General features: G+C 69.7%; 24 protein-coding genes and 1 riboswitch. Of the genes, 20 read left to right on the forward strand and 4 right to left on the reverse strand.

Annotation, left to right across the window (positions count from 1 at the left end; translation table 11 throughout):
• The first annotated feature begins 20 nt into the window (after window positions 1–20).
• The 5 genes from AB4112_RS32390 to lepB all read left to right on the forward strand — a co-directional run bounded on the left by AB4112_RS32390 (window position 21) and on the right by lepB (window position 4,914).
• Window positions 21–1,289, forward strand: coding sequence for an ABC transporter substrate-binding protein (locus tag AB4112_RS32390; protein ID WP_309799668.1), 1,269 nt, complete (start codon window positions 21–23; stop codon window positions 1,287–1,289).
• A gap of 146 nt (window positions 1,290–1,435) precedes the next feature.
• Complete coding sequence (locus tag AB4112_RS32395) at window positions 1,436–2,359, forward strand: carbohydrate ABC transporter permease (protein ID WP_441725950.1); 924 nt, start codon at window positions 1,436–1,438, stop codon at window positions 2,357–2,359.
• Between the two features lie 4 nt (window positions 2,360–2,363).
• Window positions 2,364–3,215, forward strand: a complete 852-nt coding sequence (locus AB4112_RS32400; protein ID WP_309799673.1) for a carbohydrate ABC transporter permease — start codon at window positions 2,364–2,366, stop codon at window positions 3,213–3,215.
• 74 nt (window positions 3,216–3,289) lie between these two features.
• The gene (locus tag AB4112_RS32405) at window positions 3,290–4,228 is read left to right on the forward strand and encodes an acetamidase/formamidase family protein (protein WP_441725953.1); all 939 of its coding nucleotides are present in this window, start codon (window positions 3,290–3,292) and stop codon (window positions 4,226–4,228) included.
• Window positions 4,225–4,914: a signal peptidase I gene (gene lepB, locus AB4112_RS32410; RefSeq protein ID WP_441725955.1), complete on the forward strand. Its 690-nt coding sequence runs from the start codon at window positions 4,225–4,227 to the stop codon at window positions 4,912–4,914. Before AB4112_RS32405 ends, lepB begins: the two co-directional genes overlap by 4 nt.
• 21 nt (window positions 4,915–4,935) lie before the next feature.
• Here the strand turns inward: lepB and AB4112_RS32415 are convergent, their stop codons facing one another.
• Complete coding sequence (locus AB4112_RS32415) at window positions 4,936–5,604, reverse strand: peroxiredoxin (RefSeq protein ID WP_309799679.1); 669 nt, start codon at window positions 5,602–5,604, stop codon at window positions 4,936–4,938.
• A 163-nt stretch (window positions 5,605–5,767) separates the two neighbouring features.
• Window positions 5,768–5,872, forward strand: a riboswitch (TPP riboswitch).
• Window positions 5,873–5,928: 56 nt separating this feature from the next.
• Here AB4112_RS32415 and thiB point away from each other — a divergent pair.
• The 3 genes from thiB to thiQ are packed head-to-tail and all read left to right on the forward strand — an operon-like array spanning window position 5,929 to window position 9,317.
• Complete coding sequence (gene thiB / locus AB4112_RS32420; RefSeq protein WP_441725959.1) at window positions 5,929–6,933, forward strand: thiamine ABC transporter substrate binding subunit; 1,005 nt, start codon at window positions 5,929–5,931, stop codon at window positions 6,931–6,933.
• Window positions 6,934–6,955: 22 nt separating this feature from the next.
• Complete coding sequence (gene thiP, locus AB4112_RS32425) at window positions 6,956–8,602, forward strand: thiamine/thiamine pyrophosphate ABC transporter permease (protein ID WP_309799685.1); 1,647 nt, start codon at window positions 6,956–6,958, stop codon at window positions 8,600–8,602.
• Window positions 8,589–9,317: a thiamine ABC transporter ATP-binding protein gene (thiQ, locus tag AB4112_RS32430; RefSeq protein ID WP_309799686.1), complete on the forward strand. Its 729-nt coding sequence runs from the start codon at window positions 8,589–8,591 to the stop codon at window positions 9,315–9,317. The genes thiP and thiQ overlap by 14 nt, the downstream gene beginning before the upstream one ends.
• On the opposite strand, the gene AB4112_RS32435 is transcribed toward thiQ, so the two are convergent.
• The 3 genes from AB4112_RS32435 to AB4112_RS32445 are packed head-to-tail and all read right to left on the reverse strand — an operon-like array spanning window position 9,314 to window position 11,997.
• Window positions 9,314–9,982, reverse strand: a complete 669-nt coding sequence (locus tag AB4112_RS32435; protein ID WP_309799688.1) for a class I SAM-dependent methyltransferase — start codon at window positions 9,980–9,982, stop codon at window positions 9,314–9,316. The two genes, thiQ and AB4112_RS32435, sit on opposite strands and share 4 nt — an antisense overlap.
• Window positions 9,969–10,544 carry a GrpB family protein gene (locus AB4112_RS32440; protein WP_309799690.1) on the reverse strand — a complete coding sequence of 192 codons (576 nt, stop codon included), beginning with the start codon at window positions 10,542–10,544 and terminating at the stop codon, window positions 9,969–9,971. The genes AB4112_RS32435 and AB4112_RS32440 overlap by 14 nt, the downstream gene beginning before the upstream one ends.
• A 4-nt stretch (window positions 10,545–10,548) precedes the next feature.
• Window positions 10,549–11,997, reverse strand: coding sequence for a sodium:proton antiporter (locus tag AB4112_RS32445; RefSeq protein WP_309799693.1), 1,449 nt, complete (start codon window positions 11,995–11,997; stop codon window positions 10,549–10,551).
• A 175-nt stretch (window positions 11,998–12,172) separates the two neighbouring features.
• Here AB4112_RS32445 and AB4112_RS32450 point away from each other — a divergent pair, with 175 nt between their 5' ends.
• The 12 genes from AB4112_RS32450 (at window position 12,173) to AB4112_RS32505 (ending at window position 24,230) form a co-directional block, all read left to right on the forward strand.
• Window positions 12,173–12,955 carry an SRPBCC family protein gene (locus AB4112_RS32450; RefSeq protein ID WP_441725965.1) on the forward strand — a complete coding sequence of 261 codons (783 nt, stop codon included), beginning with the start codon at window positions 12,173–12,175 and terminating at the stop codon, window positions 12,953–12,955.
• Between the two features lie 153 nt (window positions 12,956–13,108).
• The gene (locus AB4112_RS32455; RefSeq protein ID WP_309799697.1) at window positions 13,109–13,600 is read left to right on the forward strand and encodes a (2Fe-2S)-binding protein; all 492 of its coding nucleotides are present in this window, start codon (window positions 13,109–13,111) and stop codon (window positions 13,598–13,600) included.
• 13 nt (window positions 13,601–13,613) lie between these two features.
• Window positions 13,614–15,980, forward strand: coding sequence for a xanthine dehydrogenase family protein molybdopterin-binding subunit (locus tag AB4112_RS32460; RefSeq protein ID WP_309799698.1), 2,367 nt, complete (start codon window positions 13,614–13,616; stop codon window positions 15,978–15,980).
• 12 nt (window positions 15,981–15,992) lie between these two features.
• Window positions 15,993–16,790: an FAD binding domain-containing protein gene (locus tag AB4112_RS32465; RefSeq protein ID WP_309799700.1), complete on the forward strand. Its 798-nt coding sequence runs from the start codon at window positions 15,993–15,995 to the stop codon at window positions 16,788–16,790.
• Between the two features lie 142 nt (window positions 16,791–16,932).
• Window positions 16,933–18,141, forward strand: coding sequence for an adenylate/guanylate cyclase domain-containing protein (locus AB4112_RS32470; protein WP_309799702.1), 1,209 nt, complete (start codon window positions 16,933–16,935; stop codon window positions 18,139–18,141).
• Window positions 18,142–18,360: 219 nt separating this feature from the next.
• Window positions 18,361–19,308 carry an AAA family ATPase gene (locus AB4112_RS32475; RefSeq protein ID WP_441725970.1) on the forward strand — a complete coding sequence of 316 codons (948 nt, stop codon included), beginning with the start codon at window positions 18,361–18,363 and terminating at the stop codon, window positions 19,306–19,308.
• Entirely contained in the window at window positions 19,305–19,871 is a 567-nt protein-coding gene (locus AB4112_RS32480) for a GNAT family N-acetyltransferase (RefSeq protein ID WP_441725973.1), read from the forward strand. Before AB4112_RS32475 ends, AB4112_RS32480 begins: the two co-directional genes overlap by 4 nt.
• A complete protein-coding gene (locus AB4112_RS32485) occupies window positions 19,861–21,120 on the forward strand; it encodes a vWA domain-containing protein (RefSeq protein WP_309799708.1) in 1,260 nt (419 codons plus the stop codon). The genes AB4112_RS32480 and AB4112_RS32485 overlap by 11 nt, the downstream gene beginning before the upstream one ends.
• Window positions 21,117–21,437: an XdhC family protein gene (locus AB4112_RS32490; protein ID WP_309799709.1), complete on the forward strand. Its 321-nt coding sequence runs from the start codon at window positions 21,117–21,119 to the stop codon at window positions 21,435–21,437. The genes AB4112_RS32485 and AB4112_RS32490 overlap by 4 nt, the downstream gene beginning before the upstream one ends.
• Window positions 21,434–22,174 carry an XdhC family protein gene (locus AB4112_RS32495; RefSeq protein ID WP_441725977.1) on the forward strand — a complete coding sequence of 247 codons (741 nt, stop codon included), beginning with the start codon at window positions 21,434–21,436 and terminating at the stop codon, window positions 22,172–22,174. Before AB4112_RS32490 ends, AB4112_RS32495 begins: the two co-directional genes overlap by 4 nt.
• Complete coding sequence (locus AB4112_RS32500; protein ID WP_441725980.1) at window positions 22,171–23,817, forward strand: NTP transferase domain-containing protein; 1,647 nt, start codon at window positions 22,171–22,173, stop codon at window positions 23,815–23,817. The genes AB4112_RS32495 and AB4112_RS32500 overlap by 4 nt, the downstream gene beginning before the upstream one ends.
• Window positions 23,814–24,230 (forward strand): iron-sulfur cluster assembly scaffold protein, encoded by a 417-nt coding sequence (locus AB4112_RS32505; protein WP_441725982.1) that lies wholly within the window; start codon window positions 23,814–23,816, stop codon window positions 24,228–24,230. The genes AB4112_RS32500 and AB4112_RS32505 overlap by 4 nt, the downstream gene beginning before the upstream one ends.
• Window positions 24,231–24,264: the final 34 nt, after the last annotated feature.

The following is a 24,264-nucleotide window of genomic DNA, read 5'->3' on the forward strand; positions in this document are numbered from 1 at the left end:
CGTTCAACAGGGAGGCAAAAATGAAACGGATGTTGCTTTTGGCCGGTCTGGCCGCGATCGCCTTCACCGGCCCGGCGCTGGCCGACACCAACCTCAAGCTGGTCGAGGTCATCACCAGCCCGCAGCGGACCGAGTTCCTGAAGGGCCAGATCGACAAGTTCGAGGCCGCCAATCCGGGCATCAAGGTCGAGATCGTGTCGCTGCCCTGGGGCGAGGCGTTCGAGAAGTTCCTGACCATGGTCCAGGCCGGCGAGACCCCCGACATCGCCGAGATGCCGGAACGCTGGATGTCGCTCTACGCCAACAACGGCCAGCTCGAGAACCTCGACCCCTACATCGCCAAATGGGACGAGGCCCCGACCCTGGGCGAGCGTGCGGTGCAGTTCTCCAAGACCGTGAAGGACACCGCCTACATGGTGCCCTACGGCTTCTATCTGCGCGGCCTGTACTGGAACAAGAAGCTGTTCAAGGAGGCCGGCATCGCCGCGCCGCCGAAGACGCTCGACGAGTTCATGGACGTGTCGAAGAAGATCGGCGCGCTGGGCGGCGGCAAGGCCGGCTACTGCCTGCGCGGCGGCAAGGGCGGCACCGGCGGCACCGCCTTCTTCATGCTGACCATGGACGGCAAGGGCAAGTTCTTCAACGACGACGGCACCTCGACCCTCGGCGACGCCGACGCGGCCAAGGGCATGCAGTTCCTGGTCGACCTGTACAAGGCCGGCGGAGCGCCCAAGGACAGCCTGAACTGGGGCTTCAACGAGACCGTCACCGGCTTCTATTCCGGCGCCTGCGCCATGCTGGACAACGATCCGGACGCCATGATCGGCATCCTCGACCACATGAAGCCCGAGGACTTCGCGGTGGCGCCGATGCCGGTCGGCCCCGGCGGCCACGCCTACCCCTCGATCGGCTATGCCGGCTGGTCGATGTTCGCCAACAGCGAGCACAAGGAGGAGAGCTGGAAGCTGATGTCCTACCTGCTCGACAGCCAGCAGAACATCGAATGGGCCAAGTTCGTCGGCGTCCTGCCGATCCACAAGGGCGCCGAGAAGGACGCGCATTTCTCCGGCGACCTCTACGCCGGCTGGTTCAAGGAGCTGAACGACCCGCAGTGGCAGCCGATCCCCTGGCCGGCCCATCTCGAGGAGTTCGGCTACTTCTTCGACGTGATGTCGGTGCAGAGCTTCCAGGAGGCCCTGCTGGGCCAGAAGCAGACCGCCGACGTGGCCAAGGAGTGGTCCGACTACCTCACCGCCGCGCAGCAGAAGTTCCTGGCCGGCAAGAAGTGACGATAACGGTGAAATTCAGTGCCTGACCTCTCTCCATTGTCATGCCACGGCTCGACCGTGGCATCCAGGGGCCGTGAGAGCCGTTCTTGGCGGCCCCTGGATTGCCCGGTCAAGCCGGGCAATGACGGTGAAAGGGCCATCGACCGATGAATACAGCCACCCACGCGATCCCGGGCGCCCGCCCGGGATCCTTCCGCCGCACGCTCGGAAACGCGCTGGAGCCCTGGCTGTATCTCAGCCCGGCGCTGATCCTGCTGACGGTCAGCCTGCTGGTGCCGCTGATCGTCGGGCTGTCCTATGCCTTCCAGGATTTCGGGCCGTTCAAGAGCTCCTGGGTCGGGCTGAAGAACTTCCAGACGCTGCTGCACGACGCCAATTTCTGGCGGGCGCTGAAGAACACGGTGTGGTGGACGGTCGGCAGCCTGTTCTTCCAGTTCTTCGGCGGGCTGGGGCTGGCGATGCTGCTGAACCGGCCGTTCCGCGGCAAGCGCCTGGTGCAGGCGCTGGTGTTCCTGCCCTGGGCGGTGCCGACCTTCCTGTCCGGCCTGGTCTTCGCCTGGCTGTTCAACCCGGTGGTCGGGCCCCTGCCCTATTGGCTGGCCGGCCTGGGCATCCTGCCCGAGCCGTTCAACATCCTGTCCGACCCGGACCTGGCGATGTGGGGGCCGATCCTGGCCAATGTCTGGTTCGGCATCCCGTTCTTCGCCATCACCCTGCTGGCGGCGCTGCAGGCGATTCCGTCCGACTTCTACGAGGCGGCGGCGATCGACGGCGCCACGGCGTGGCAGCGCTTCACCAAGATCACCATCCCGTTCCTGGCGCCGACCATCGCCATCACCGTGCTGCTGCGCACCATCTGGATCGCCACCTTCGCCGACCTGATCTGGGTGATGACCAATGGCGGCCCCGCCAACTCCACCAGCATCCTGTCGACCTACATCTTCGCCCAGGCCTTCACCCGGCTCGACTTCGGCTACGCCTCGGCCATCGCGACCGTGCTGCTGCTTCTCCTCCTGCTCTATGCCGGCATCCTGATCCGGATGCGCAAGAGCCTGCTCGCGGGGCAATGAGACCATGAACGTCGTCGGACGCTCGCCCTTCGGCCGCCTCGCCACCGGCACCGGCTTCTATCTCGGCATCGGTGCCTACCTGCTGTTCGCGCTGTTCCCGCTGTACTGGCTAATCAAGATCTCGGTCACGCCGACCCAGCTCTTGTTCTCCGAAGGTATCACCTATTGGCCGTCGGAATGGACCCTGGGCAATTTCGGGTCGGTGCTGACCAGCAGCAACTTCCCGCGCTACTTCATCAACAGCGTCATCGTCTCGATCGCCACGGCGGCGGTGGTGACGGTCTGCGCCTCGGCCTCCGGCTACGCCTTCTCGCGCTTCCGCTTCAAGGCCAAGCCGGCGGTGATGTTCGTGCTGCTGCTGACCCAGACCTTCCCGCTGGTGATGATCATCCCGCCGGTCTACCGCCTGATGGCGCCGCTGGGCCTGACCAACAACCTGATGGGGCTGATCGTCATCTACAGCGCCTTCAACGTCGCCTTCGCCACCTTCCTGATGCAGTCCTTCTTCGATTCGATCCCGAAGGAGCTGGAAGAGGCGGCGATGATCGACGGTTGCAACCGCTTCCAGGCGCTGCGCCGGGTGATCCTGCCGCTGACCCTGCCGGGCATGGGCGCGACGCTGGGCTTCGTCTTCACCGCGGCCTGGAGCGAGCTCTTGTTCGCGCTGATGCTGATCAACTCCGACAGCCAGAAGACCTTCGCCGTCGGCCTGCTGACCTTCGTCGCCAAGTTCGGCGTCGACTGGGGCCAGATGACCGCGGCCTCGGTGCTGGCGCTGATCCCGGTCTGCATCTTCTTCGCGGTGATCCAGCGCTATCTCGTGCAAGGACTGACCGCCGGCGCGGTGAAGGGCTAAGTCTGTCTCCTCAGGGATTGAATCCGGCGCGAAAAAGACCGAGCGTGGGATCATCATCCCAGGGGGAATCGACCATGCCGCAGCACCACCTGCCTGCCTCGCCCGAGACCTGCGCCTGGGGCTATTTCGACGCCGCGCGGGAGCCGGTGCTGACCGTCGACAGCGGCGACACCGTGGTGATCGATTCGGTGTCGGGCCCGCCTGAGGTGCTGCCGGGCGGCGACTTCCACGTCCCCCCCGAGCTGTACCAGATCCATGAACGCTGCGACCGGTCGACCCCCGGCCATATCCTGACCGGGCCGGTCGCCGTCCGCGGCGCCCGGCCGGGCCAGGTGCTGGAGGTGAGGATCCTCGACGTCGCCCTGCGCCAGGACTGGGGCTACAACGTGATCCGGCCGCTGGCCGGCACCCTGCCCTACGATTTCGAGGAAGCGCGGCTGCTCAACATCCCGCTGGACGCCGCGGCCGGCACCGCCCGGCTGCCCTGGGGCCTGGACCTGCCGCTGCACCCCTTCTTCGGGGTCATGGGCGTGGCGCCGCCGAAGGGCTGGGGCAGGATCAGCTCGATCCAGCCGCGCGCCCATGCCGGCAACATCGACAACAAGGAGCTGGTGGCCGGCACCACCCTCTATTTGCCCGTGTTCAACGACGGCGCCCTGTTCTCCTGCGGCGACGGTCATGGCGCGCAGGGCGACGGCGAGGTCTGCATCACCGCGATCGAGACGGCGCTGCGAGGCACCTTCCAGCTGATCGTCCGCGACGACCTGTCCTTCGCCTATCCGCGGGCGGAGACCCCGACCCACCACATCACCATGGGCATGGATCCGGACCTGGACCAATGCGCGGTGATGGCGCTGCGCGACATGATCGTGCTGCTGGGCGAGACCGCCGGGCTGTCGCGCCAGGACGCCTACACCCTGTGCAGCCTGGCCGGCGACCTGCGCATCACCCAGACCGTCAATGGCTGCAAGGGCGTGCACATGATGATGGCGAAAGACCTGCTGCGCCGATGATGCGCCGGCGCGAGGCGATCGGGCTGGCGGGCACCGCCCTGCTGGCTCTGTCGGCGGGCCGGGCCGCCGGGGCGACGTTCGGCGACTGGCTGGACGGCGCCGACATCGCCGCCCGCTTCGCCGCCGCCGGCATCCCGGTCAAGAGCTACGCGACGGGCAGTTCGTCGATGATGCCGACGCTGGGAGAAAAGGACGTCCTGCTGGCCGATCTGCGTGCTGCGGGAACCATGCCCGGCCGTGGCGAGATCATCGTCTTTCGGCCGCCAAGCCCGGATACGGTCTTTGTCAAACGGGTCATCGGCTCGCCGGGGGACCGGGTGGCCGTGAAGGCGGGACGGCTGGTCCTGAACGGCAAAGTCGTGGAGCGGCGCCCGAAGGGCCGCGTGGAGTTGGACCTGTCCCTCGGTCCGACGCCGGTGTCCGTCTACGAAGAGGCGTTGAGCGGCGTCCGGCCCTACGAGATCGCCGAGATGTCGGATGCCGGGATGCTGGACGACGTTTCCGAAAGCGTGGTGCCAGCAGGCGCCGTGTTCGTGCTGGGCGACAACCGGGACAACTCGATGGACAGCCGTGTTGCCGAGATGGGCCCGATCTCGATCGGCAACATCGTCGGCCGCGTCGTCTACCGGCTGCGGCCGAACTCCGGCTGGCTGGTGCCGCCGGAGACGGTTCCCGAGCTCGACTGAGCCCGGGACCTAGTCGAGCTGTCAGTCTTGCGGCTGGGCAACAGTGCGGAGATAAGGCTTCAGCGTCTTGAAGCCGGCCGGGTACTTCTGTCGGGCTTCCTCGTCGGTGACGGAGGTGACGATGATGACATCCTCCCCATTCTTCCAGTCCGCCGGCGTCGCGACCTTGTGCTTCGCGGTCAGCTGCAGCGAATCGATCACCCGCAGCACCTCGTCGAAGTTGCGGCCGGTGGTCATCGGGTAGGAGATCAGCAGCTTGATCTTCTTGTCCGGCCCGACGACGTAGACGTTGCGCACGGTCTGGTTGTTGACCGCAGTGCGGCCTTCCGAGGTGGTCCCGGCATCGGCCGGCAGCATGCCGTACAGCTTCGACACCACCAGCTCGGAATCGGCGATCACCGGGAAGTTCGGGGCGTGGCCCTGGGTCTCCTCGATGTCGGCCGCCCAGCCGGCATGGCGGTCGACCGGGTCGGCGCTGAGGCCGATGACCTTGACCCCGCGCTTGTCGAATTCCGGCTTGATCCGGGCGACGGCGCCGAGTTCGGTGGTGCACACCGGGGTGAAGTCCTTGGGGTGCGAGAACAGCACGCCCCAGGACGAACCGAGCCACTCGTGGAAGCGGATCCGCCCCTCCGTGGTCTCGACTTCGAAATCGGGCGCGTCCTCACCAATCGCGAGCGGTCCGGCCATTTTTACCTCCAATTAACGTTAATTTTGTAATTTTACCGCGTGGCGACAACCCTGTCACGAAAACCCGCGCGGCGCCAAGTGCCGATCGCCGCGCGGCGGGTTGACACGGGTCGCGTTGACAGGGGCCGTCGTTGACACAGGTTGGGCGCCCTCCCATGATGCGCGCGTCTTGCCGGGGCGCCCGATCGGGGGCTGAGAGGCGCGCCAGCGCCAACCCGACGAACCTGATCCGGGTCATGCCGGCGGAGGGAGAACGAGACGCTGCCTCAGGCATCGACACGGTTCATTTCTCCACCCCGGCAGCGGCCCCCGCGTGGAGGAACCATGTTGCGCCTGCTTGCCGCCACCCTGCTGACGGCGATCGCCCTCGCCCCGGCCCTGCCCGCCTCGGCCGAGACCCCGGTGCTGAAGGTCTACACCTATGAATCCTTCACCGCCGAATGGGGGCCGGGCCCGCAGATCAAGAAGGCGTTCGAGGCCGAATGCGGCTGCACCGTCGAGTTCACCTCGGTCGAGGACGGCGTCGCCCTGCTGTCGCGGCTGAAGCTGGAGGGCAAGGCCAGCCAGGCGGATGTGGTGCTGGGCCTCGACACCAACCTGACCGCCGAGGCCGCGGCGACCGGGCTGTTCGCGCCGCATGCCGGCAAGCTGGACGACCTCTCGCTGCCGATCGCCTGGGCCGACCCGATCTTCGTGCCCTATGACTGGAGCTACTTCGCCTTCGTCTACGACAAGACCAAGGTGCCGAACCCGCCGAAGAGCCTGCGCGACCTGGTGGAAAACAGCGACCTGGAGCTGACCATCCAGGACCCGCGCACCAGCACGCCGGGCCTCGGCCTGCTGCTGTGGGTGAAGCAGGTCTATGGTGACAAGGCGCCGGAAGCCTGGGCCAAGCTGAAGCCGCGCATCCTCACCGTCACCCCGGGCTGGAGCGAGAGCTACGGCCTGTTCCGCAAGGGCGAGGTGCCGATGACGCTGAGCTACCTGACCTCGCCGCCCTACCATGTGATGGAAGAGAACGACAACAATGTCGGCGCCGCGGTGTTCGAGGAGGGCAACTACCTGCAGGTCGAGGTCGCAGGCAAGCTCGCCTCGGCCCAGCACCCCGAGCTGGCCGACAAGTTCCTGGCCTTCATGCTGACCGCCGCCTTCCAGGACACGCTGCCGACGACGCAGTGGATGTACCCGGCGGTGAAGACCGCGGCCGGCCTGCCCGACGCCTACAAGGCGCTGCCGACCCCGCCCAAGGCCCTGCTGTACCCGTCCGAGGAGGTCGCGGCCAAGCGCGCCGGCTGGATCACCGAATGGCTGCAGGCGATGAGCAAGTAAGTTGAATTCGAGTGCGCATGGGTTGGGTTCGCGGATCGCGAACCCAACATCCGGCCGCCCTCGCCGCCCCATCCCCTCCCTCCCCGGCCTGATCGCCCTCCTTGCCATCCTGGCGGTGATCGGCGCGGCGACCACCGGGCTGGTCCGGGCCGCGACCGATCTCGACCTGCTGGCGGCCTGGACCGACCCCTATCTATGGTCGGTGCTGCGCTTCACCGTGCTGCAGGCCGGGCTGTCCACCCTGATCAGCATCGCGGTGGCGATCCCGGTCGCCCGCGCCCTGTCGCGCCGCCGCTTCCCGGGCCGGACGCTGCTGCTGCGCCTGTTCGGCCTGCCGATGGTGGTGCCGGCGGTGGCCGGCGCCTTCGGCATCCTGACCCTGTTCGGCCGCTCCGGCCTGCTGGCCGAGCTGACGGCGGCACTGGGCTGGCCGCTGCGGCCGAACATCTACGGGCTGACCGGCATCCTGATGGCCCATGTGTTCTTCAACATGCCCTTCGCCGTGCGCGTGCTGCTGGCCGCCTGGGCCACCATCCCGGCCGAAAGCTGGCGCCTGGCCGCCATGCTGGGCCTGCGCGGCAGCGACCTGTTCCGGCTGGTCGAATGGCCGGTGCTGCGGCGCCAGCTGCCCGGCCTCGCCGCCCTGATCTTCCTGCTGTGCTTCACCAGCTTCGCCGTGGTGCTGACGCTGGGCAGCGGCCCGGCCTCGGCGACCATCGAGATCGCCATCTACCAGGCGCTGCGCTTCGACTTCGACCCCGGCCGCGCCGTCGCCCTGTCGCTGCTGCAGGTCGCGCTGTGCGCCCTGATGGTGCTGGCGGCGATGCGGTTGACCGGGCGGGTCGCCGACGAGGGCGGCATCGGCCGGCCGGTGCTGCGCACCGATGGCGGCACCCGGACGGCCAGGGCGATCGACACCACCGCGCTGGCGCTGGCCGCCGGCTTCGTGGTGATGCCGCTGCTGGCCATCCTGGTCGAGGGGCTGGGCGGCCTCGGCAAGCCGATCCTGGCCAGCGCCATGCTGTGGCGCGCCGCCGGCCGCAGCCTGGCCGTGGCGCTCGGCGCCGGCCTCATCGCCCTGGCGCTCGGCTGGGCCCTGGCCCACAGCATCGCGGCGCTGCGCATCGGCCCGGGGGTTGGACAAGGGCGGCGCCGAAGGCTGGCGCGACTGTTCGAACTCAGCGGCACCGTGGTGCTGGTGGTGCCGCCGCTGGCGATCGGCGCCGGGCTGTTCGTCACCCTGCTCGGCACCACCGACCTGCGGCGCTGGGCGCTGGTCATCGTCGCCCTGGTCAACGCGCTGATGGCCCTGCCCTTCGTGCTGCGGCTGCTGGTCGGCGCCGCCGAGCTGGCGCAGCACCGCCATGGCCGGCTGGCCGACAGCCTGGGCCTGTCCGGCTGGGCCCGGCTGCGGCTGGTGGAATGGCCGCTGCTGCGCCGGCCGGCGGGCTTCGCCCTGGCGCTGGCCACCGGCCTGGCCTTCGGCGACCTCGGTGTCGCCGCGCTGTTCGGCAGCGACGGCAACGAGACCCTGCCGGTGCTGGTGGCACAGCTGCTCGGCGCCTACCGGCTGCAGGAGGCGTCGACCGTGGTGCTGCTGCTGGTGCTGTTCGGGCTGCTGCTGTTCGCCCTGATCGAAAGGAGTCTCGGTGGCCGTGAACGGGGTTGAGCGGGCGATCGACATCGACGACCTGGTCTATCGCTACGAGACGATGGAGATGCGGTTCAGCCTGGCGGTGGCGGCGGGCGCCTTCATCATCCTGTTCGGGCCCAGCGGCGCCGGCAAAAGCACGCTCTTGAACCTGATCGCCGGCTTCGAGGCGCCGGTGTCCGGACGTTTGAGCCTGCTCGGCCGTGACGTGCTCGGCACCGCCCCAGCCGCCCGGCCGGTGACGACGCTGTTCCAGGACCACAACCTGTTCCCGCATCTGACCGCGGCGCAGAACGTCGCCCTCGGCCTGCATCCGGGTCGCCTGAACCCGGCCGAGAGAGCACAGGTGGCGGAGGCGCTGGCCCATGTCGGCCTGGCCGGGCTGGAGGCGCGCCGGCCGGCGCAGCTGTCCGGCGGCGAGCGCCAGCGCGTCGCCCTGGCCCGCAGCCTGGTGCGCGACCGCCCGATCCTGCTGCTGGACGAACCCTTCGCGGCACTCGGCCCGGCGCAGCGGCGCGAGATGGTCGGGCTGGTCGACCGCCTGAGGCAGGAGCGCGGGCTGACGGTGCTGATGGTCAGCCACCAGCTCGACGCCCTGCCCGGCATCGCGGCCCAGGCCGCCTTCGTCGCGGATGGCCGCATCGCCGCCACCGGCACGGCGACGGAGCTGCTGATCCATCCGCCGCTGCCGGAGATCGCGGACTACCTCGGCTATGCCGGGCCTGCGGCCTAACCGCGTCGGCCGCAGACCAGCGTGGCGTGGTCCCACCACGGGTTGACGGCAACCGAGCGGTCTTTCACCGCGAAGCCCGCAGCCGACAGCTCGAGTTCGATCTCCGCCAGCGGCTTCAGGGTCCGATAGGGCTCACCATTGTCGATCAGGCAGCCGGTCCGCGGGTCGAACCGGGCCTGGGCGTCGTCGGATTTGGGCAGCCCGCACATGCTGCTGACGACGAACACGCCATCGCGCCGCAGGATACGCCGGACCTCCGCCAGGCACCAGGCCCGGTCGTCGCCGATCAGGCAGTGCAGGCAGCTTCCGTCGATCACGATGTCGAAACGGCCGTCGCCGAAGAACGGCATCGCGCAGACGCTGCCCTGGCGCAGCACAGCGGAAAGGCCGGCGGCGGCAAACCGCTCCCGGGCCCACGCGATCGCGGTTTCCGAAATGTCGACGCCATGGGCCTCGTATCCCTTCCGCGCCATCAGGAAGGACGAGCTGCCGTTGCCGCAGCCGAGCTCGAGCATGCGGGCCGGCAGCAGCGGGAATGCGCCCTCGCGCTCCAGCCGGTCGAGCGCTTCCGTCAGCCGGGCCTGCCCCCGCTGATACTGATCGCCCGCCCATCCCGGGGATCCCGCGTCGCGCAGGCGGCGGTACTGTGCGTCATAGTCGTACATCGGAACCCCTGGTCATCGGGCCCAGATCGCCCCTTTCCAGCGTCGCCCGCCGCACGATCTCGGCGACGAAGGGGCCTTTGCCGCCGGTGTAGTGATCCCAGTCATCCCAGGTCTCGGTCGCCAGCTTCCGCTTCAGCGCGGCATAGGCCGCGGCCGCCTCGGGATGGCGGCGGAGATGGTCGCGGAACAGCAGCCGGTGCAGATGCGTCTGCGTGTCCGGGGCGCACAGATAGAGCCGCTGCCCGCGCGAGCCTCGGCCGGTGGTGAAGGCCCACATGCCGTCCTGGTACCTATTCCCGTGATAGAGGTAGTCGCCCGTCGCCTGCATCCGCTCGATCGCCTCGGGGACCGCCGCGGCTGAGTGCAGCACGATGTCAACATCGATCTTTGGCTTGGCGCAGAGGCCGGGCACGGCGGTGCTGCCGATGTGGTGGATCTCCAGCACCAGCCCCGCGAGCAGGCCCTCCAACCCGGCCCGGATCGCCTCGAACGCAGCCGGCCAGGACGGGTCGTAGTCGACGACTTCGATGGACCGGGGCCGAGGAATCCTGTCACCACCCATGCCGTCACGCCCCGGCGTAGAAGATCAGCGACACCAGCGCGAACAGCGGCAGCAGGATGCCGCAGGACCAGGCCATGTAGCCGAAGAAGCTGGGCATGGCGACGCCGCGCTCCTGCGCGATCGACCGCACCATGAAGTTCGGGGCGTTGCCGATATAGGTGTTGGCGCCCATGAACACCGCGCCGGCCGAGATGGCGCCGAGCGTCACCGCCCATTCGCCCATCAGGTGCTGCGGGTCGGCGCCGGCCATGTTGAAGAAGACGAGGTAGGTCGGTGCGTTGTCGAGAAAGCTCGACAGCCCGCCGGTCAGCCAGAAATAGGCCAGGTTGTTGGGCGCGCCGGCGCCGCCGACCAGGTCGACCAGCCCGGCCAGCGCCCCGTCGCGGCCGGCGCGCAGGATGGCGATCGCCGGCACGATGGTGAGGAAGATCGCGGCGAACAGCTTGCCGACCTCGACGATCGGGAACCAGTTGAAGTCGTTCAGCCTGCGGCTGTCCCGGCTGGTCAGCCCCCAGGACAGGCCGATGATGGCCAGAAGCAGCAGGTCGCGCACCAGATTCTCCAGCGCCACCGGCACATGATAGACGGCCAGTTCGACGCCCGGACGCCAGACCCCGCTCATCAGCACCGCGGCGATCACGCCGGCCAGCAGCAGCAGGTTGATGCCGCCCTCCAGGCCGAACGGCACCCGCGCCTCCGGCGGCACCTCGCGCAACCGGTGCTCGCGCCGAAACAGCACGGTGTCGATCGCGAAGTACAGCGCCAGCAGCACCGCGGAGCAGAACAGCATCGGCAGGAACAGGTGCTGCGTCGGCCAGAAGAAGGACACGCCCTGCAGGAAGCCGAGGAACAGCGGCGGGTCGCCCAGCGGCGACAGGGCGCCGCCGATGTTGCCGGCCAGGAAGATGAAGAACACCACGGTGTGGACCCGGAAGCGCCGGTTCTCATTGGCGCGCAGCAGCGGCCGGATCAGCAGCATGCAGGCGCCGGTGGTGCCCATCCAGCTGGCGATGATGGTGCCGGTCAGCAGGATGCCGAGATTGACGGCGGGCGTGCCGACCAGCGTGCCCTTGAGACGGACGCCGCCGGCGACGACGAACAGCGCCGCCAGCAGGATGATGAAGGGCAAATACTCGGTCAGCGCCACGGCCAGCACCTCGTACAGCGCGAGGTCGAGGCCGCGGAAGGCGGCGAAGGGCAGCAGGAAGGCCAGGCCCCAGAAGGCCGCGACCTTGCCGAAGTGATGGTGCCAGAACTGCGGCCGGACCAGCGGAAGCAGCGCGATCGACAGCAGGATGCCGACGAAGGGAATCAGCCAGGCCAGGCCGAGCGTCGCGCCGTCGAGATGCGGGGCACCCTCCGCCGCGGCCCGGGCCGGAAAGCTGGCCCCGGAGGCGACGAGCCCGGCCGCGGTCAAGGCGAGGGAGCGGCGGGCATGTCGGAGCACCGGCATGAAGATCCTTCTCGGTCCGGTTTCGGGCGGCGGGAGTATGGCGGCGCGAAACCGGGCGGCCAACCTTTTCCGGCCTGTCGGATCCATCCGACCGAAGGTAGGGTTGTCGCGACGCACGGCCCGCACTAGCTTCGAGAGAATCGAGCCAATCCGCGCAGGACAAGGGAGCCGGACCATGGAGATGACAGGCGAGCATCGGATCGCGGCGCCGCGGTCGGTGGTCTGGGACGGCCTCAACGACCCGGAGGTGCTGCGCCAGTCGATTCCCGGCTGCGACACCCTGGAAAAGACGTCGCCGACCGAGATGACGGCGACCGTCACCGCCAAGGTCGGGCCGGTCAAGGCCAGCTTCGGCGGCCAGGTCACCCTGTCCAACCTGAACCCGCCCGAGAGCTACACCATCTCCGGCGAGGGCAAGGGCGGCGCCGCCGGATTCGCCAAGGGTGGCGCCGACGTCAAGCTGGTCGAGGATGGCGACGGCACCCTGCTGCAATATGCGGTGAAGGCCAATATCGGCGGCAAGCTGGCGCAGCTCGGCGCCCGGCTGATCGACGGCACCGCCAAGAAGATGGCCGACGACTTCTTCGCCCGCTTCGCAGCCCTGATGGAGCAGCGCGCCCGTGCGGTTCCGGCCGCCGCGGCAGCGGTCGCGGTCGAGCCGATCAGCGCCGCACCGATTCTGCCGGAAGCGGCGGCGGCGATCGCCGATGTCCCGCCGCCGGTCCCGGCCGAGGCCGTGGTGAACCCGCCCAGCCCGGCCGAGGCACCGGCCGCGGCCTCCGCCCAGCCGATCCCGGCGCCGCGACCGGTGCCCGAGCCGGCTCCGCAAACCGCCGTGSCGCGGCCTTTGCCGGCCGCGGCACCGGTCGCCGAGGACCGCCGCGGAGGCCTGAGCCCGGCGATCTGGATCTCCGCCCTGATCGTGATCGTCCTGCTGCTGCTGTATCTTTATCTGTGACATCGTCGCGACCGACCTTCGGCCGGCTTGACCGAAGGTCGGACGAAACCTAGCCTTCCCCCCGGGTGGCCTGATCGATCGCCTGCAAGCGGCACGAACAACAGCCGTGGCCGGGGTCGATCAGCCGGATGGATGCCAGCTTGGGAGGAATTGATGACCACCACCGTGACCCTGACGGTGAACGGGAGGTCGGTGACGCGGCAGGTTGAACCGCGCACACTGCTCGTCCAGCTTCTGCGCGAACAACTGCTTCTGACCGGAACGCATGTCGGCTGCGACACCAGCCAGTGTGGCGCCTGCGTCGTCCATGTCGACGGCCGGTCGGTCAAGTCCTGCACCATGCTGGCCGTCCAGGCCGAGGGCAGTTCGGTCACCACGATCGAGGGCTTGGCCGCCGATGACGGCACCCTGCACCCGATGCAGGAGGCCTTCCGCGAGAATCACGCCCTGCAATGCGGCTTCTGCACGCCCGGCATGGTGATGAGCGCGGTCGACCTGCTGCAGAACAACCCCAAGCCGACCGAGCACGAGGTCCGCGAGTGGCTGGAAGGCAACATCTGCCGCTGCACCGGCTATCACAACATCGTCAAGGCCGTCCTCGACTGCGCCGCCAAATCCGGCGGCCAGCGCATCGCAGCAGAATGAGGGGGGCGGCACCATGGCACATGACGGCATCGGCGCCCCGCTGCGCCGCAAGGAGGATTTCCGCTTCCTGACCGGCAACGGTCACTACACCGACGACATCAACCGTCCCGGCCAGGCCTTCGCCTATTTCCTGCGCTCGCCGGTGGCGCATGCCCGGATTCGCAGCATCGACACCAGCGCGGCCGCGGCTGCGCCTGGCGTGGTCGCGATCTTCACCGGCGACGACCTGGCCAAGGACAAGATCGGCGGCCTGATCTGCGGCTGGATGGTCAAGTCGAAGAACGGCGAGCCGATGAAGGCCGGGCCGCACCCGGCGCTGGCCCAGGGCAAGGTTCGCTATGTCGGCGACCATGTCGCGGTGGTGATCGCCGAGACCAAGGACCAGGCCAAGGACGCGGCCGAGAAGATCGAGGTCGACTACGAGGAGCTGCCGGCCGTCGTCGCCACCAATTCGGCCCGCAAGGCCGGCGCCGCGCTGGTGCATGACGATATCCCCGCCAACACGGTCTATGAGTGGGAGCTGGGCAACAAGGCCGATGTCGAGGCCGCCTTCGCCCGCGCCTCCCACGTCACCAAGCTGGACCTGGAGAACAACCGGCTGATCCCGAACGCGATGGAACCGCGCGCGGCGATCGGCGAATACGACCGCGGCTCGGACAGCTTCACCCTGCACACCACCAGCCAGAACCCGCATGTGGCGCGGCTGGTGCTGTCCGCCTTCATCGGCATCGCGCCGGAGCACAAGCTGCGGGTGATCGCGCCCGATGTCGGCGGCGGCTTCGGATCGAAGATCTTCATCTATGCCGAGGAGACGGTCTGCGTCTGGGCGGCCAAGAAGGTCGGCCGGCCGGTGAAGTGGACCGGTGAGCGCAGCGAGAGCTTCCTGGCCGATGCGCATGGCCGCGACCATGTCACCCATGCCGAGCTGGCGATGGACCAGGACGGCAAGTTCCTGGCCCTGCGCGTCCACACCACGGCCAATCTCGGCGCCTATCTCTCCACCTTCGCCAGCTGCGTGCCGACCTATCTCTACGCGCCGCTGCTGTCGGGCCAATACGCGATCCCGGCGATCTATGCCGAGGTCGACGGCGTCTACACCAACACCGCACCGGTCGACGCCTATCGTGGCGCCGGGCGGCCGGAGGCGACCTACGTCATCGAGCACATCGTCGAGCTGGCGGCGCGCGAGATGAAGCTGGACCCGGCGGAGATCCGCCGCCGCAACTTCGTGCAGCCGACCCAGTACCCGTACCAGACGCCCGTGATCATGACCTATGATTGCGGCGACTATCCCCAGGCGATGACGGCGGCGCTGAAGCTGGCCGATTATGACGGCTTCCCGGCCCGCAAGGCCGAGAGCGCCGGCCGCGGCAAGCTGCGCGGCATCGGCTTCTCCAGCTACATCGAGGCCTGCGGCATCGCGCCCTCGGCCGCGGTCGGGTCGCTCGGCGCCGGCGTCGGCCTGTGGGAATCGGCCAAGATCCGCTTCAACCCGACCGGCAACGTCACGGTCCACACCGGCAGCCACAGCCACGGCCAGGGTCACGAGACGACCTTCGCCCAGCTGATGTCGAGCTATCTCGGCGTGCCGGCCGACCAGGTCGAGGTCGTGCATGGCGACACCGACAAGACGCCGTTCGGCATGGGCACCTACGGTTCGCGCTCGCTCGCCGTCGGCGGCTCCGCCATCGTCAAGGCGGCGGAGAAGATCATCGCCAAGGGCAAGAAGATCGCGGCCCACCAGCTCGAGGCGGCCGAGGCCGACATCGAGTTCAAGGACGGCAAGTTCACCGTCGCCGGCACCGACCGGGCCAAGACGATCCAGGAGGTCGCCTTCGCCGCCTATGTCCCGCACAACTATCCCGCGGGGGTGGAACCGGGGCTGGAGGAAAGCGCCTTCTACGACCCGATCAACTTCACCTTCCCGGCCGGCACCCAGATCTGCGAGGTCGAGGTCGACCCCGACACCGGCATCGTCACCATCGCCAACTACTCGGCGGTCGACGATTTCGGGCGGGTGATCAACCCGATGATCGTCGAAGGCCAGGTCCATGGCGGCCTCGCCCAGGGCCTGGGCCAGGCGATGATGGAGAACTGCGCCTACGACCTGGAGACCGGGCAGCTCTTGACCGGATCCTTCATGGATTACTGCATGCCGCGGGCCGACGACCTGCCGAGCTTCAATGTCGGCATGATCGAGACCGTCAACCCCTCCAACCCGCTCGGGGTGAAGGGCTGCGGCGAGGCCGGGGCGATCGCGGCGCCGCCGGCGCTGATGAACGCGATCACCGATGCCATCGGCCGCGACATGAACATGCCGGCGACGCCGGAACGGGTGTGGCGGGCGATCCACAGCGCCCCCGCCCTGGCGGCCGAGTAAGGAGAGAAAGCCATGTATGCGTTCAACTATCACAAGGCGTCCTCCGCGGCCGATGCGGTGGCCAAGCTGGGCGCCGCATCCGACGGCAAGTTCCTGGCCGGCGGCATGACCCTGATCCCGACCCTGAAGCAGCGCCTGGCCTCGCCCTCGGACGTGGTCGACCTCGGCGGTGCGGCGGAGCTGAAGGGGATCAAGGAGGAGAATGGCGGCCTGACCATCGGCGCCATGACCACCCATGCCACGGTCGCGAACTCCGAAGTGGCGCAGCGGGTGATCCCCGCCCTCGCCGTCCTGGCCGGAGACATCGGCGACGCCCAGGTGCGCAACCGCGGCACCATCGGCGGGTCGGTCGCCAACAACGACCCCAGCGCCGACTACCCCTCGGCGGTGCTGGCGCTGGGCGCCACCATCCGCACCACCAAGCGCGAGATCGCGGCGGACGGCTACTTCCAGGGCCTGTTCACCACCGACCTGGCCGAGGACGAGCTGATCACCGCGATCCACTTCCCGAAGCCGGAGAAGGCCGCCTACATCAAGTTCGACAACCCCGCCAGCCGCTACGCCATGGTCGGGGTGTTCGTCGCCAAGACCGCCGGCGGCATCCGCGTCGCGGTGACCGGCGCCGGATCCGACGGCGTCTTCCGCTGGGCCGAGGCCGAGCAGGCCCTGGCCGGCAATTTCGCGCCGGCGGCGCTGGACGGGCTGTCGGTGTCGCCTGATGACATGAACGGCGACATCCATGCCTCGGCCGAATACCGGGCGCATCTGGTCAAGGTCATGGCCAAGCGCGCGGTGCAAGCCGCCGGCTGACACAGTCCTCAAGGAGACGGCCCGCTGCGGGAGACCGCGCGGGCCGTTTCCACGACCGGGTTTCGGCCGCATGGTCCGGGTGGCGGCACGCGGGAATCGCCCCCATCCTCTTCCCGAAACCGCAACGAAACCCCATTCTGGAATGATGTCCGATCCCGCCGAGATCATCGACTGGCTGCTCGGGCCGGCCCGCACCCTGCCCTCGCCGGCTCCCATGCTGCAGGAGCTGGCCGGGCGCCTGGTCCGGGCCGGGCTGCCGCTGTGGCGGCTGACCTTCCACCTGCCGCAGTTCCATCCGCTGATCGGCGCCGCCACCTATGAGTGGCGGCCGAAAGCGGCGGCGGTGCGCGAGATCCGGTTCGATCGCGAACTAGCCGAAGGGCCGGGATACCGCAGCAGCCCGATCGCGGTGATGCACCAGACCGCCGGCATGGTACGACGCCGCCTGACTGGCCCTGGAGCGCTGGTCGACTTCCCGGTGCTGGAGGAGCTGCGTGACGAAGGTGCCGTGGATTACGTGCTGCTGCCGATGGTGTTCGGCACCGGCCGCAGGACCTCGGGCTTCGGCATGGTCTCCGACCAGCCGGCCGGCTTCGACGACGCCCAGATCGCCTTCGTCGAGCGGATCCTGCCGGCGCTGAGCGCGGTCTGCGAGATCATGGTCGACCGCCAGAAGACCGAACACCTGCTCGACACCTATGTCGGGCACGAGGCCGCGCGCCGGATCCTGGATGGCGAGATCGTCCGCGGCGGCGCCCAATCGCTGGAGGCGGTGATCCTGTTCTGCGACATGCGCGGCTTCACCGCCCGGGCCGAGGCGACGCCGCGCGACGCGCTGCTGCAGCTGATGAACGAGTACTTCACCATCATCGTCGGCGCGATCCAGACCGCGGGCGGCGAGGTGCTGAAGTTCATGGGCGACGGCATCCTGGCGATCTTCCGCATCGGCGACGGCGAGGACACGGCCGAGGCCTGCGCCCGGGCGCTGATCGGCGCGCTCGACGCCTTCGCCGGCCTCGACGCCATGAATGTGCGGCGCCGGGCCGAGGGGCTGGACGAGATCCGCGCCGGCATCGCCCTGCATTTCGGCGAGGTCATCTTCGGCAATATCGGCGCGCCGGACCGGCTGGACTTCACCGTGGTCGGGCCCGAGGTGAACCGGGCGGCGCGGATCGAGCAGATGACCAAGCTGGTCGGCCAGCGCATCCTGACCTCGGCCCGCTTCGCCGAGCTGTGCCCGGTGCGCCTGATCTCCGTCGGCACCCGCCGGCTGCGCGGCGTGCCCCGGCCGCAGGAGCTGTTCACCCCGGCCGCGGAGCTGCGCGGCGAGAAGATCCCGGATGCGGCGTAGCGCCTGGCCGGATCACTTTGCGCCCCCGTCCACCTCACCCTCGTCATTGCGAGCGCAGCCAATCCATCCATCGGGCAGCCCGCACCGGCGCCATGGATTGCTTCGTCGGCTTCGCCTCCTCGCAATGACGGTGAAGGCGAATGAGAGGCGGCGCGACAAGGCCGAAGCTGGTTCCCCGCCGCCCATCGCTCTATCCTGCCCGAAACTGGGATTCGTCTGATGAACGCTGTCGCCCTGCCCACCTCCGTCGAGGACACCCTCGCGCTCCTCTCCCGCGGCGACTATGTCGCCGACCGGCCGCTGGCGACCGCGCTGTTCCTCGCCCTGCGCCTGAAGCGGCCGCTGTTCCTGGAGGGCGAGGCCGGGGTCGGCAAGACCGAGATCGCCAAGGTGCTGTCGGCCACGCTGGGCCGGCGACTGGTGCGGCTGCAATGCTACGAGGGCCTCGACATCTCCTCGGCGGTCTACGAGTGGAACTACCAGCGCCAGATGCTGGAGATCCGCCTGGCCGAGGCCGGCGGCGCGCAGGACCGCGACCAGCTGGCCCGCGACATCTTCGACGAGCGCTTCCTGATCCGCCGGCCGTTGCTGCAGGCACTGGAGCCCGACATCACCGGGCCGGCGGTGCTGCTGATCGACGAGCTGGACCGCACCGACGAGCCCTTCGAGGCCTTCCTGCTGGAGGTGCTGTCCGACTTCCAGGTGACCATCCCGGAGCTCGGCACCATCAAGGCGGCCGAACCGCCGATCGTCATCGTCACCTCGAATCGCACCCGCGAGATCCATGACGCGCTGAAGCGCCGCTGCTTCTACCATTGGGTCGACTACCCCAATGCCGAGCGCGAGCGCGCCATCCTGCACGCCAAGGCGCCCGGCACGCCGGCGGCGCTGAGCGCCCAGATCGTCGCCTTCGTGCAGAAGCTGCGGCGGTTGGACCTGTTCAAGCAGCCGGGCGTGGCCGAGACCCTGGACTGGGCGCAGGCGCTGACCGAGCTGGACGTGCTGGAGCTCGACCCCGACGTGGTGCGCGACACGCTCGGCACCATCCTGAAGTACCAGGACGACATCGAGCGGATCCAGGGTGCCGAGGCGGCGAGCCTGCTGTCCGAGATGCGGGCGGAGATGACCGCCGCGGCCGCCGCCGGCGCCGTGTCCCTGCCGGTATGAGCGACGGCGGTTTCGCCCCGATCCAGACCGAACGGCTGGTCCTGCGGCGCTTCGCGGCGCGGGATGCCGCGGCGTTCCGGGCCTATCGCGACGACCCCGAGGTCGCGCGCTGGCAGGGCTGGAGCGGCTGCAGCGAGGCCGAGGCCGAAGCCTTCGTCGCCGACATGGCCGTGGCCGCCTGGGACCGGCCCGGCCAATGGTTCCAGGTCGCCATCGCCGACCGGGCGACGGATGGGCTGGTCGGCGACATCGGCGTCCATGTCCTGGCCGATGACGCGCGGCTGGTCGAACTCGGCGCCACCCTCGCCGTCGCGGCCCAGGGCCGGGGCTATGCCACCGAGGCGCTGGCCGCCCTGATCCGCCACCTGTTCGTGGACCTGGGCAAGCATCGCCTGCAGGCCAGCCTCGACCCGCGCAACCGGTCCTCCGCCGCCCTGTTCGAGCGGCTGGGCTTCCGCCGCGAGGCGCGGTTCCGGCGCTCCGTCTGGATCAAGGGCGAATGGTGCGACGACGACGTCTACGCCCTGCTCGCCGAAGACCGGGGCGGCCGCGATGCCGCCTGATCCCGCCCCCGGCGAACAGGGCCGGCTGGCCCTCAACGTCATGCAGTTCTGCCGGGCGCTGCGCGCCGCCGGCCTGCCGGTGGGCCCCGGCCGCACGCTGGCGGCGCTGGAGGCGCTGGAGACGATCGGCATCGCCAACCGGCAGGACGTCTACTGGGCGCTGCACGCCACCCTGGTGAACCGGCGCGACCAGCGCGACATCTTCGATCAGGCCTTCCACCTGTTCTGGCGCAATCCGGACATGCTGAAGCGCGCCATGACGCTGATGCTGCCGCAGATCCGCACCGGCAAGGAGGAGGAGCGCGCGGTCAACCGCCGGGTCGCCGAAGCCTTCGCCGACCGCAACCAGCCCGGACGCGGCGAGGCGCCGGACGACGCCAAGGACCCGCCGGAGATCGAGATCGACGCCAGCCTGACCTTCTCGGAGCGGGAGCGGCTGCAGCACAAGGATTTCGAGCAGATGAGCGCCGACGAGCTGGCCCGCGCCCGGGCCGCGATCGCGCGCTTCCGCCTGCCGGTGCGCGACGTCGCCACCCGGCGCTATGCCCCGCACCATTCGGCGCCCATCGTGGACATGCGCCAGACGCTGCGGCGGTCGCTGCGCGCTGGCGGCCATTCGATCGACCTGGCCCGGCGCATCCGCCGCACCCGGCCGCCGCCGCTGGTGGTGCTGTGCGACATCTCCGGCTCGATGAGCCAGTATTCGCGGATGCTGCTGCATTTCCTGCATGCGGTGACCACCGAGCGCGACCGGGTGCACAGCTTCGTGTTCGGCACCCAGCTGACCAACATCACCCGCCAGCTGCGCCGCCGCGACGTCGACGACGCGCTCGACCGGGTCGGCCGGGCGGCGCAGGATTGGGGCGGCGGCACCCGGATTGGCGCCTGCATCGCCGAGTTCAACCGGGTCTGGGGCCGCCGCGTGCTGGGCCAGGGCGCGGTGGTGATCCTGATCACCGACGGGCTCGACCGCGACGCGGGGGACCGGCTGGAGGCGGAGATCGACCGGCTGCATCGCAGCAGCCGCCGGCTGATCTGGCTGAACCCCCTGTTGCGCTGGGACGGCTATGCGCCAAGATCTATGGGGGCGCGTGCCCTGATGCCGCATGTCGACGAGTTCCGCCCGGTGCACAGCCTGGCCAGCCTGGCGGCGCTGGTGGATGTGCTGGGCGAGGATCAGGCGCGCGGCGACCGACGCATGGCCAGGTGGCGCCATTTGGCAGCCGCCCAGCAGGAGATGGTGCGATGAGCGATCGTGACGATGTGCTGGCCCAGGCCGCGACCTGGGCCGCCGAAGGACGCAAGGTCGCGCTGGCGACCGTGGTCTCCACCTGGGGGTCCTCGCCGCGCCCGGCCGGAAGCCAGCTGGTGATCGATGGCGACGGCCGGATGCAGGGTTCGGTCTCGGGCGGCTGCATCGAAGGCGCCGTGGTGCGCGAGGCGCTGGAGGTGATGGACGAGGGCAAGCCGCGGCTGCTCGATTTCGGCGTCAGCGACGAGCAGGCCTGGGAGGTCGGGCTGGCCTGCGGCGGCAAGGTCCAGGTCTTCGTCGAGCGGCTGTCGTGAAGCGCGAGATCCTCGACGCCCTGCAGGCGGCGCGGGCGGAGCATCGCGCCGCGGCGCTGGTGACCGATCTGGCCGGCGGCGCCCAGGCGCTGGTGATCGGCGACGCGGTGACCGGCGACCTCGCCATCGACGATGCCGTGCGGGCGGCGGTGCAGGAGGCGATCAGGCACAACCGCAGCCGCGCCACGCCGGACGGCCGGCTGTTCGTCCAGGCCTTCGTGCCGCCGCTGCGGCTGGCCATCGTCGGCGCCGTCCACATCGCCCAGTCGCTGGCGCCGATCGCGGCGCTGGCCGGCTACGACGTCACGGTGATCGACCCGCGCCGGGCCTTCGCCTCGGACGAACGCTTCCCCGGCGTGGCGGTCAGCACGGAATGGCCGGATGACGGCCTCGCGGCATTGAAGCCCGACGCCCGCACCGCGGTCATCACCCTGACCCACGACCCGAAGCTGGACGACCCGGCGCTCGACGTCGCGCTCCGCTCCCCGGCCTTCTACATCGCCGCCCTGGGCAGCCGGAAGACCCACGCCGGACGGCTGGAGCGGCTGACGGCGCGCGGCCACGGGGCCAACGCGCTGGCCCGCATCCATGGTCCGGCCGGCCTCGCGCTCGGCGCCGTCTCCCCGGCCGAGATCGCGATCTCGGTGATGGCCCAGATGACGGCGGTGCTGCATGGTGCGGAACCGCTGGGGCCGCAGGGCCACGGCCAGGAACCGCATGGGAAGAGGCCGGCGTGATCTTCGGGACCCTGTCCACCACCGAGGCCGCCGGCGCAATCCTGGCCCACACCGTGGCCGCCGGCGACATGGTGTTCCGCAAGGGACGGCGGCTGAGCGAGGCCGACGCCGCGACCTTGCGCGCCGCCGGGGTGCAGGAGATCCAGGCGGCGCGGCTGGAGCGCGGCGACATCCATGAGGACCAGGCGGCGGAGCGGGTGGCGACGGTGCTGCAGGGTCCCGGCCTGACCGCCAGCGCCGCCTTCACCGGCCGGGTCAACCTGTTCGCCGAGGCCGCCGGCGTGGTCGTGATCGACCGCGAGCGGATCGACCGGCTGAACCGGCTCGACGAATCGATCACCATCGCCACCCTGCCGGAATGGGCCGAGGTCGCGCCGAAGCAGATGGTGGCGACGATCAAGATCATCCCCTTCGCCGCGCCGACCGACGCGGTGGCGCTGGTCGAGGTGATGTCGGCGCTGCCGGAGCGCGGACCGGCGTTGCGCCTGGCCCGCTACCGCCCGCTCAAGGTCGGGCTGATCCAGACCCGGCTGCCGACCACCAAGCCCAGCGTTCTGGACAAGACCGCCCAGATCACCACGGACCGGCTGGCCCGGCTGGGTGGCACGCTGGTGCGCGAGCGCCGGTCCGAGCACAAGGCCCCGGCGCTGACCAGCGAGATCCGCATGGTGCAGAATCTCGGGCTCGACCTGCTGCTGATCATCGGCGCCTCGGCCATCACCGACCGGCGCGACGTGCTGCCGGCGGCGATCGAGGCCTCGGGCGGCATCGTCGAACATTTCGGCATGCCGGTCGACCCCGGCAACCTGCTGCTGCTGGGCCGTATCGGCGCCATGCCGGTGCTCGGCCTGCCGGGCTGCGCCCGGTCGCCCAAGCTGAACGGCTTCGACTGGGTGCTGCAGCGCCTCGCCGCCGGCCTCAACGTCACCCGCCTCGACGTCATGGCGATGGGCGTCGGTGGCCTGCTGGCCGAGATCCCGACCCGCCCCCTGCCCCGCGACCGCGCCACCGAGGCCAACGCCATGCCGCACGCCCCCCATGTCGGTGTCGTCGTGCTCGCCGCCGGCCAGTCGCGCCGGATGGGCGAGCTGAACAAGCTGCTGGCCCCGGTCGAGGGCAAGCCGATGCTGGCCCATGCCGTCGACGCCGCGCTGGGCGCCCAGGGCATCGGCCCGGTGGTCGTGGTCACCGGCCATGAGCGCGAGCAGGTCGAGGCCGCCCTGCCCGGCCGCGCCGTCACCTTCACCGAGAATCCGCGCTACGCCGAAGGGCTCAGCACCTCGCTCGCCGCCGGGCTCGCGGCGCTGCCGCAGGGCATCGACGCCGCGCTGGTCTGCCTCGGCGACATGCCGCGGATCGCGCCGCGGCTGATCGAGCGGCTGATGGCCGCCTATGCGCCGACGGAGGGCCGCTCGATCGTGGTGCCGACCCATCAGGGCAAGCGCGGCAACCCGGTGCTGTGGGACCGCCGCTTCTTCCCGGCCATGGCGGCGGTGGCCGGCGATGTCGGTGCCCGCCACCTGATCGGCGAGCACAGCGACGAGGTGGTCGAGATCGAGGCCGGCGACCCGACGGTGCTGTTCGATGTCGACACGCCGGAGACGCTGTCGACCCTGAGCCCGACGAAGGTGCGGACGTCATGATGGACGCGCTCTACGACCAGGCGATCCTGCAACGCGCCCGGGCCGCCTTCGGCGCGGGACGGCTGGCGGCGCCGGACGGTTCGGCGATGATCGACAACCCGCTGTGCGGCGATCGCGTCACCATCGACCTGACGATTGCGGACGGCGCCGTGGCCACACTCGGCCATCTCGTGCGCGGCTGCGTGCTGTGCGAGGCGTCGGCGGCGCTGATCGCCGAAAAGGCCATCGGCCAGGCGCCGGCGGCGCTGCGTGAGATCGCGGCCGGAATCCGCCCGATGCTGCGGGAAGGCGCCGCGCCGCCCTGGCCGGAGCTGGAGATCTTCACCCCGGTCCGCGCCGTGCGCAGCCGGCACGACTGCGTCGAGCTGCCGTTCCGCGCCCTGACCGCGGCGCTGGACGCCGCCGGGACTTGACCCGCGGCGGCCCCGGACATACCTCGTCCCTGTC

The sequence above is a fragment of the Inquilinus sp. 2KB_23 genome, assembly GCF_052115705.1.
Lineage (GTDB): Bacteria > Pseudomonadota > Alphaproteobacteria > DSM-16000 > Inquilinaceae > Inquilinus > Inquilinus ginsengisoli_A.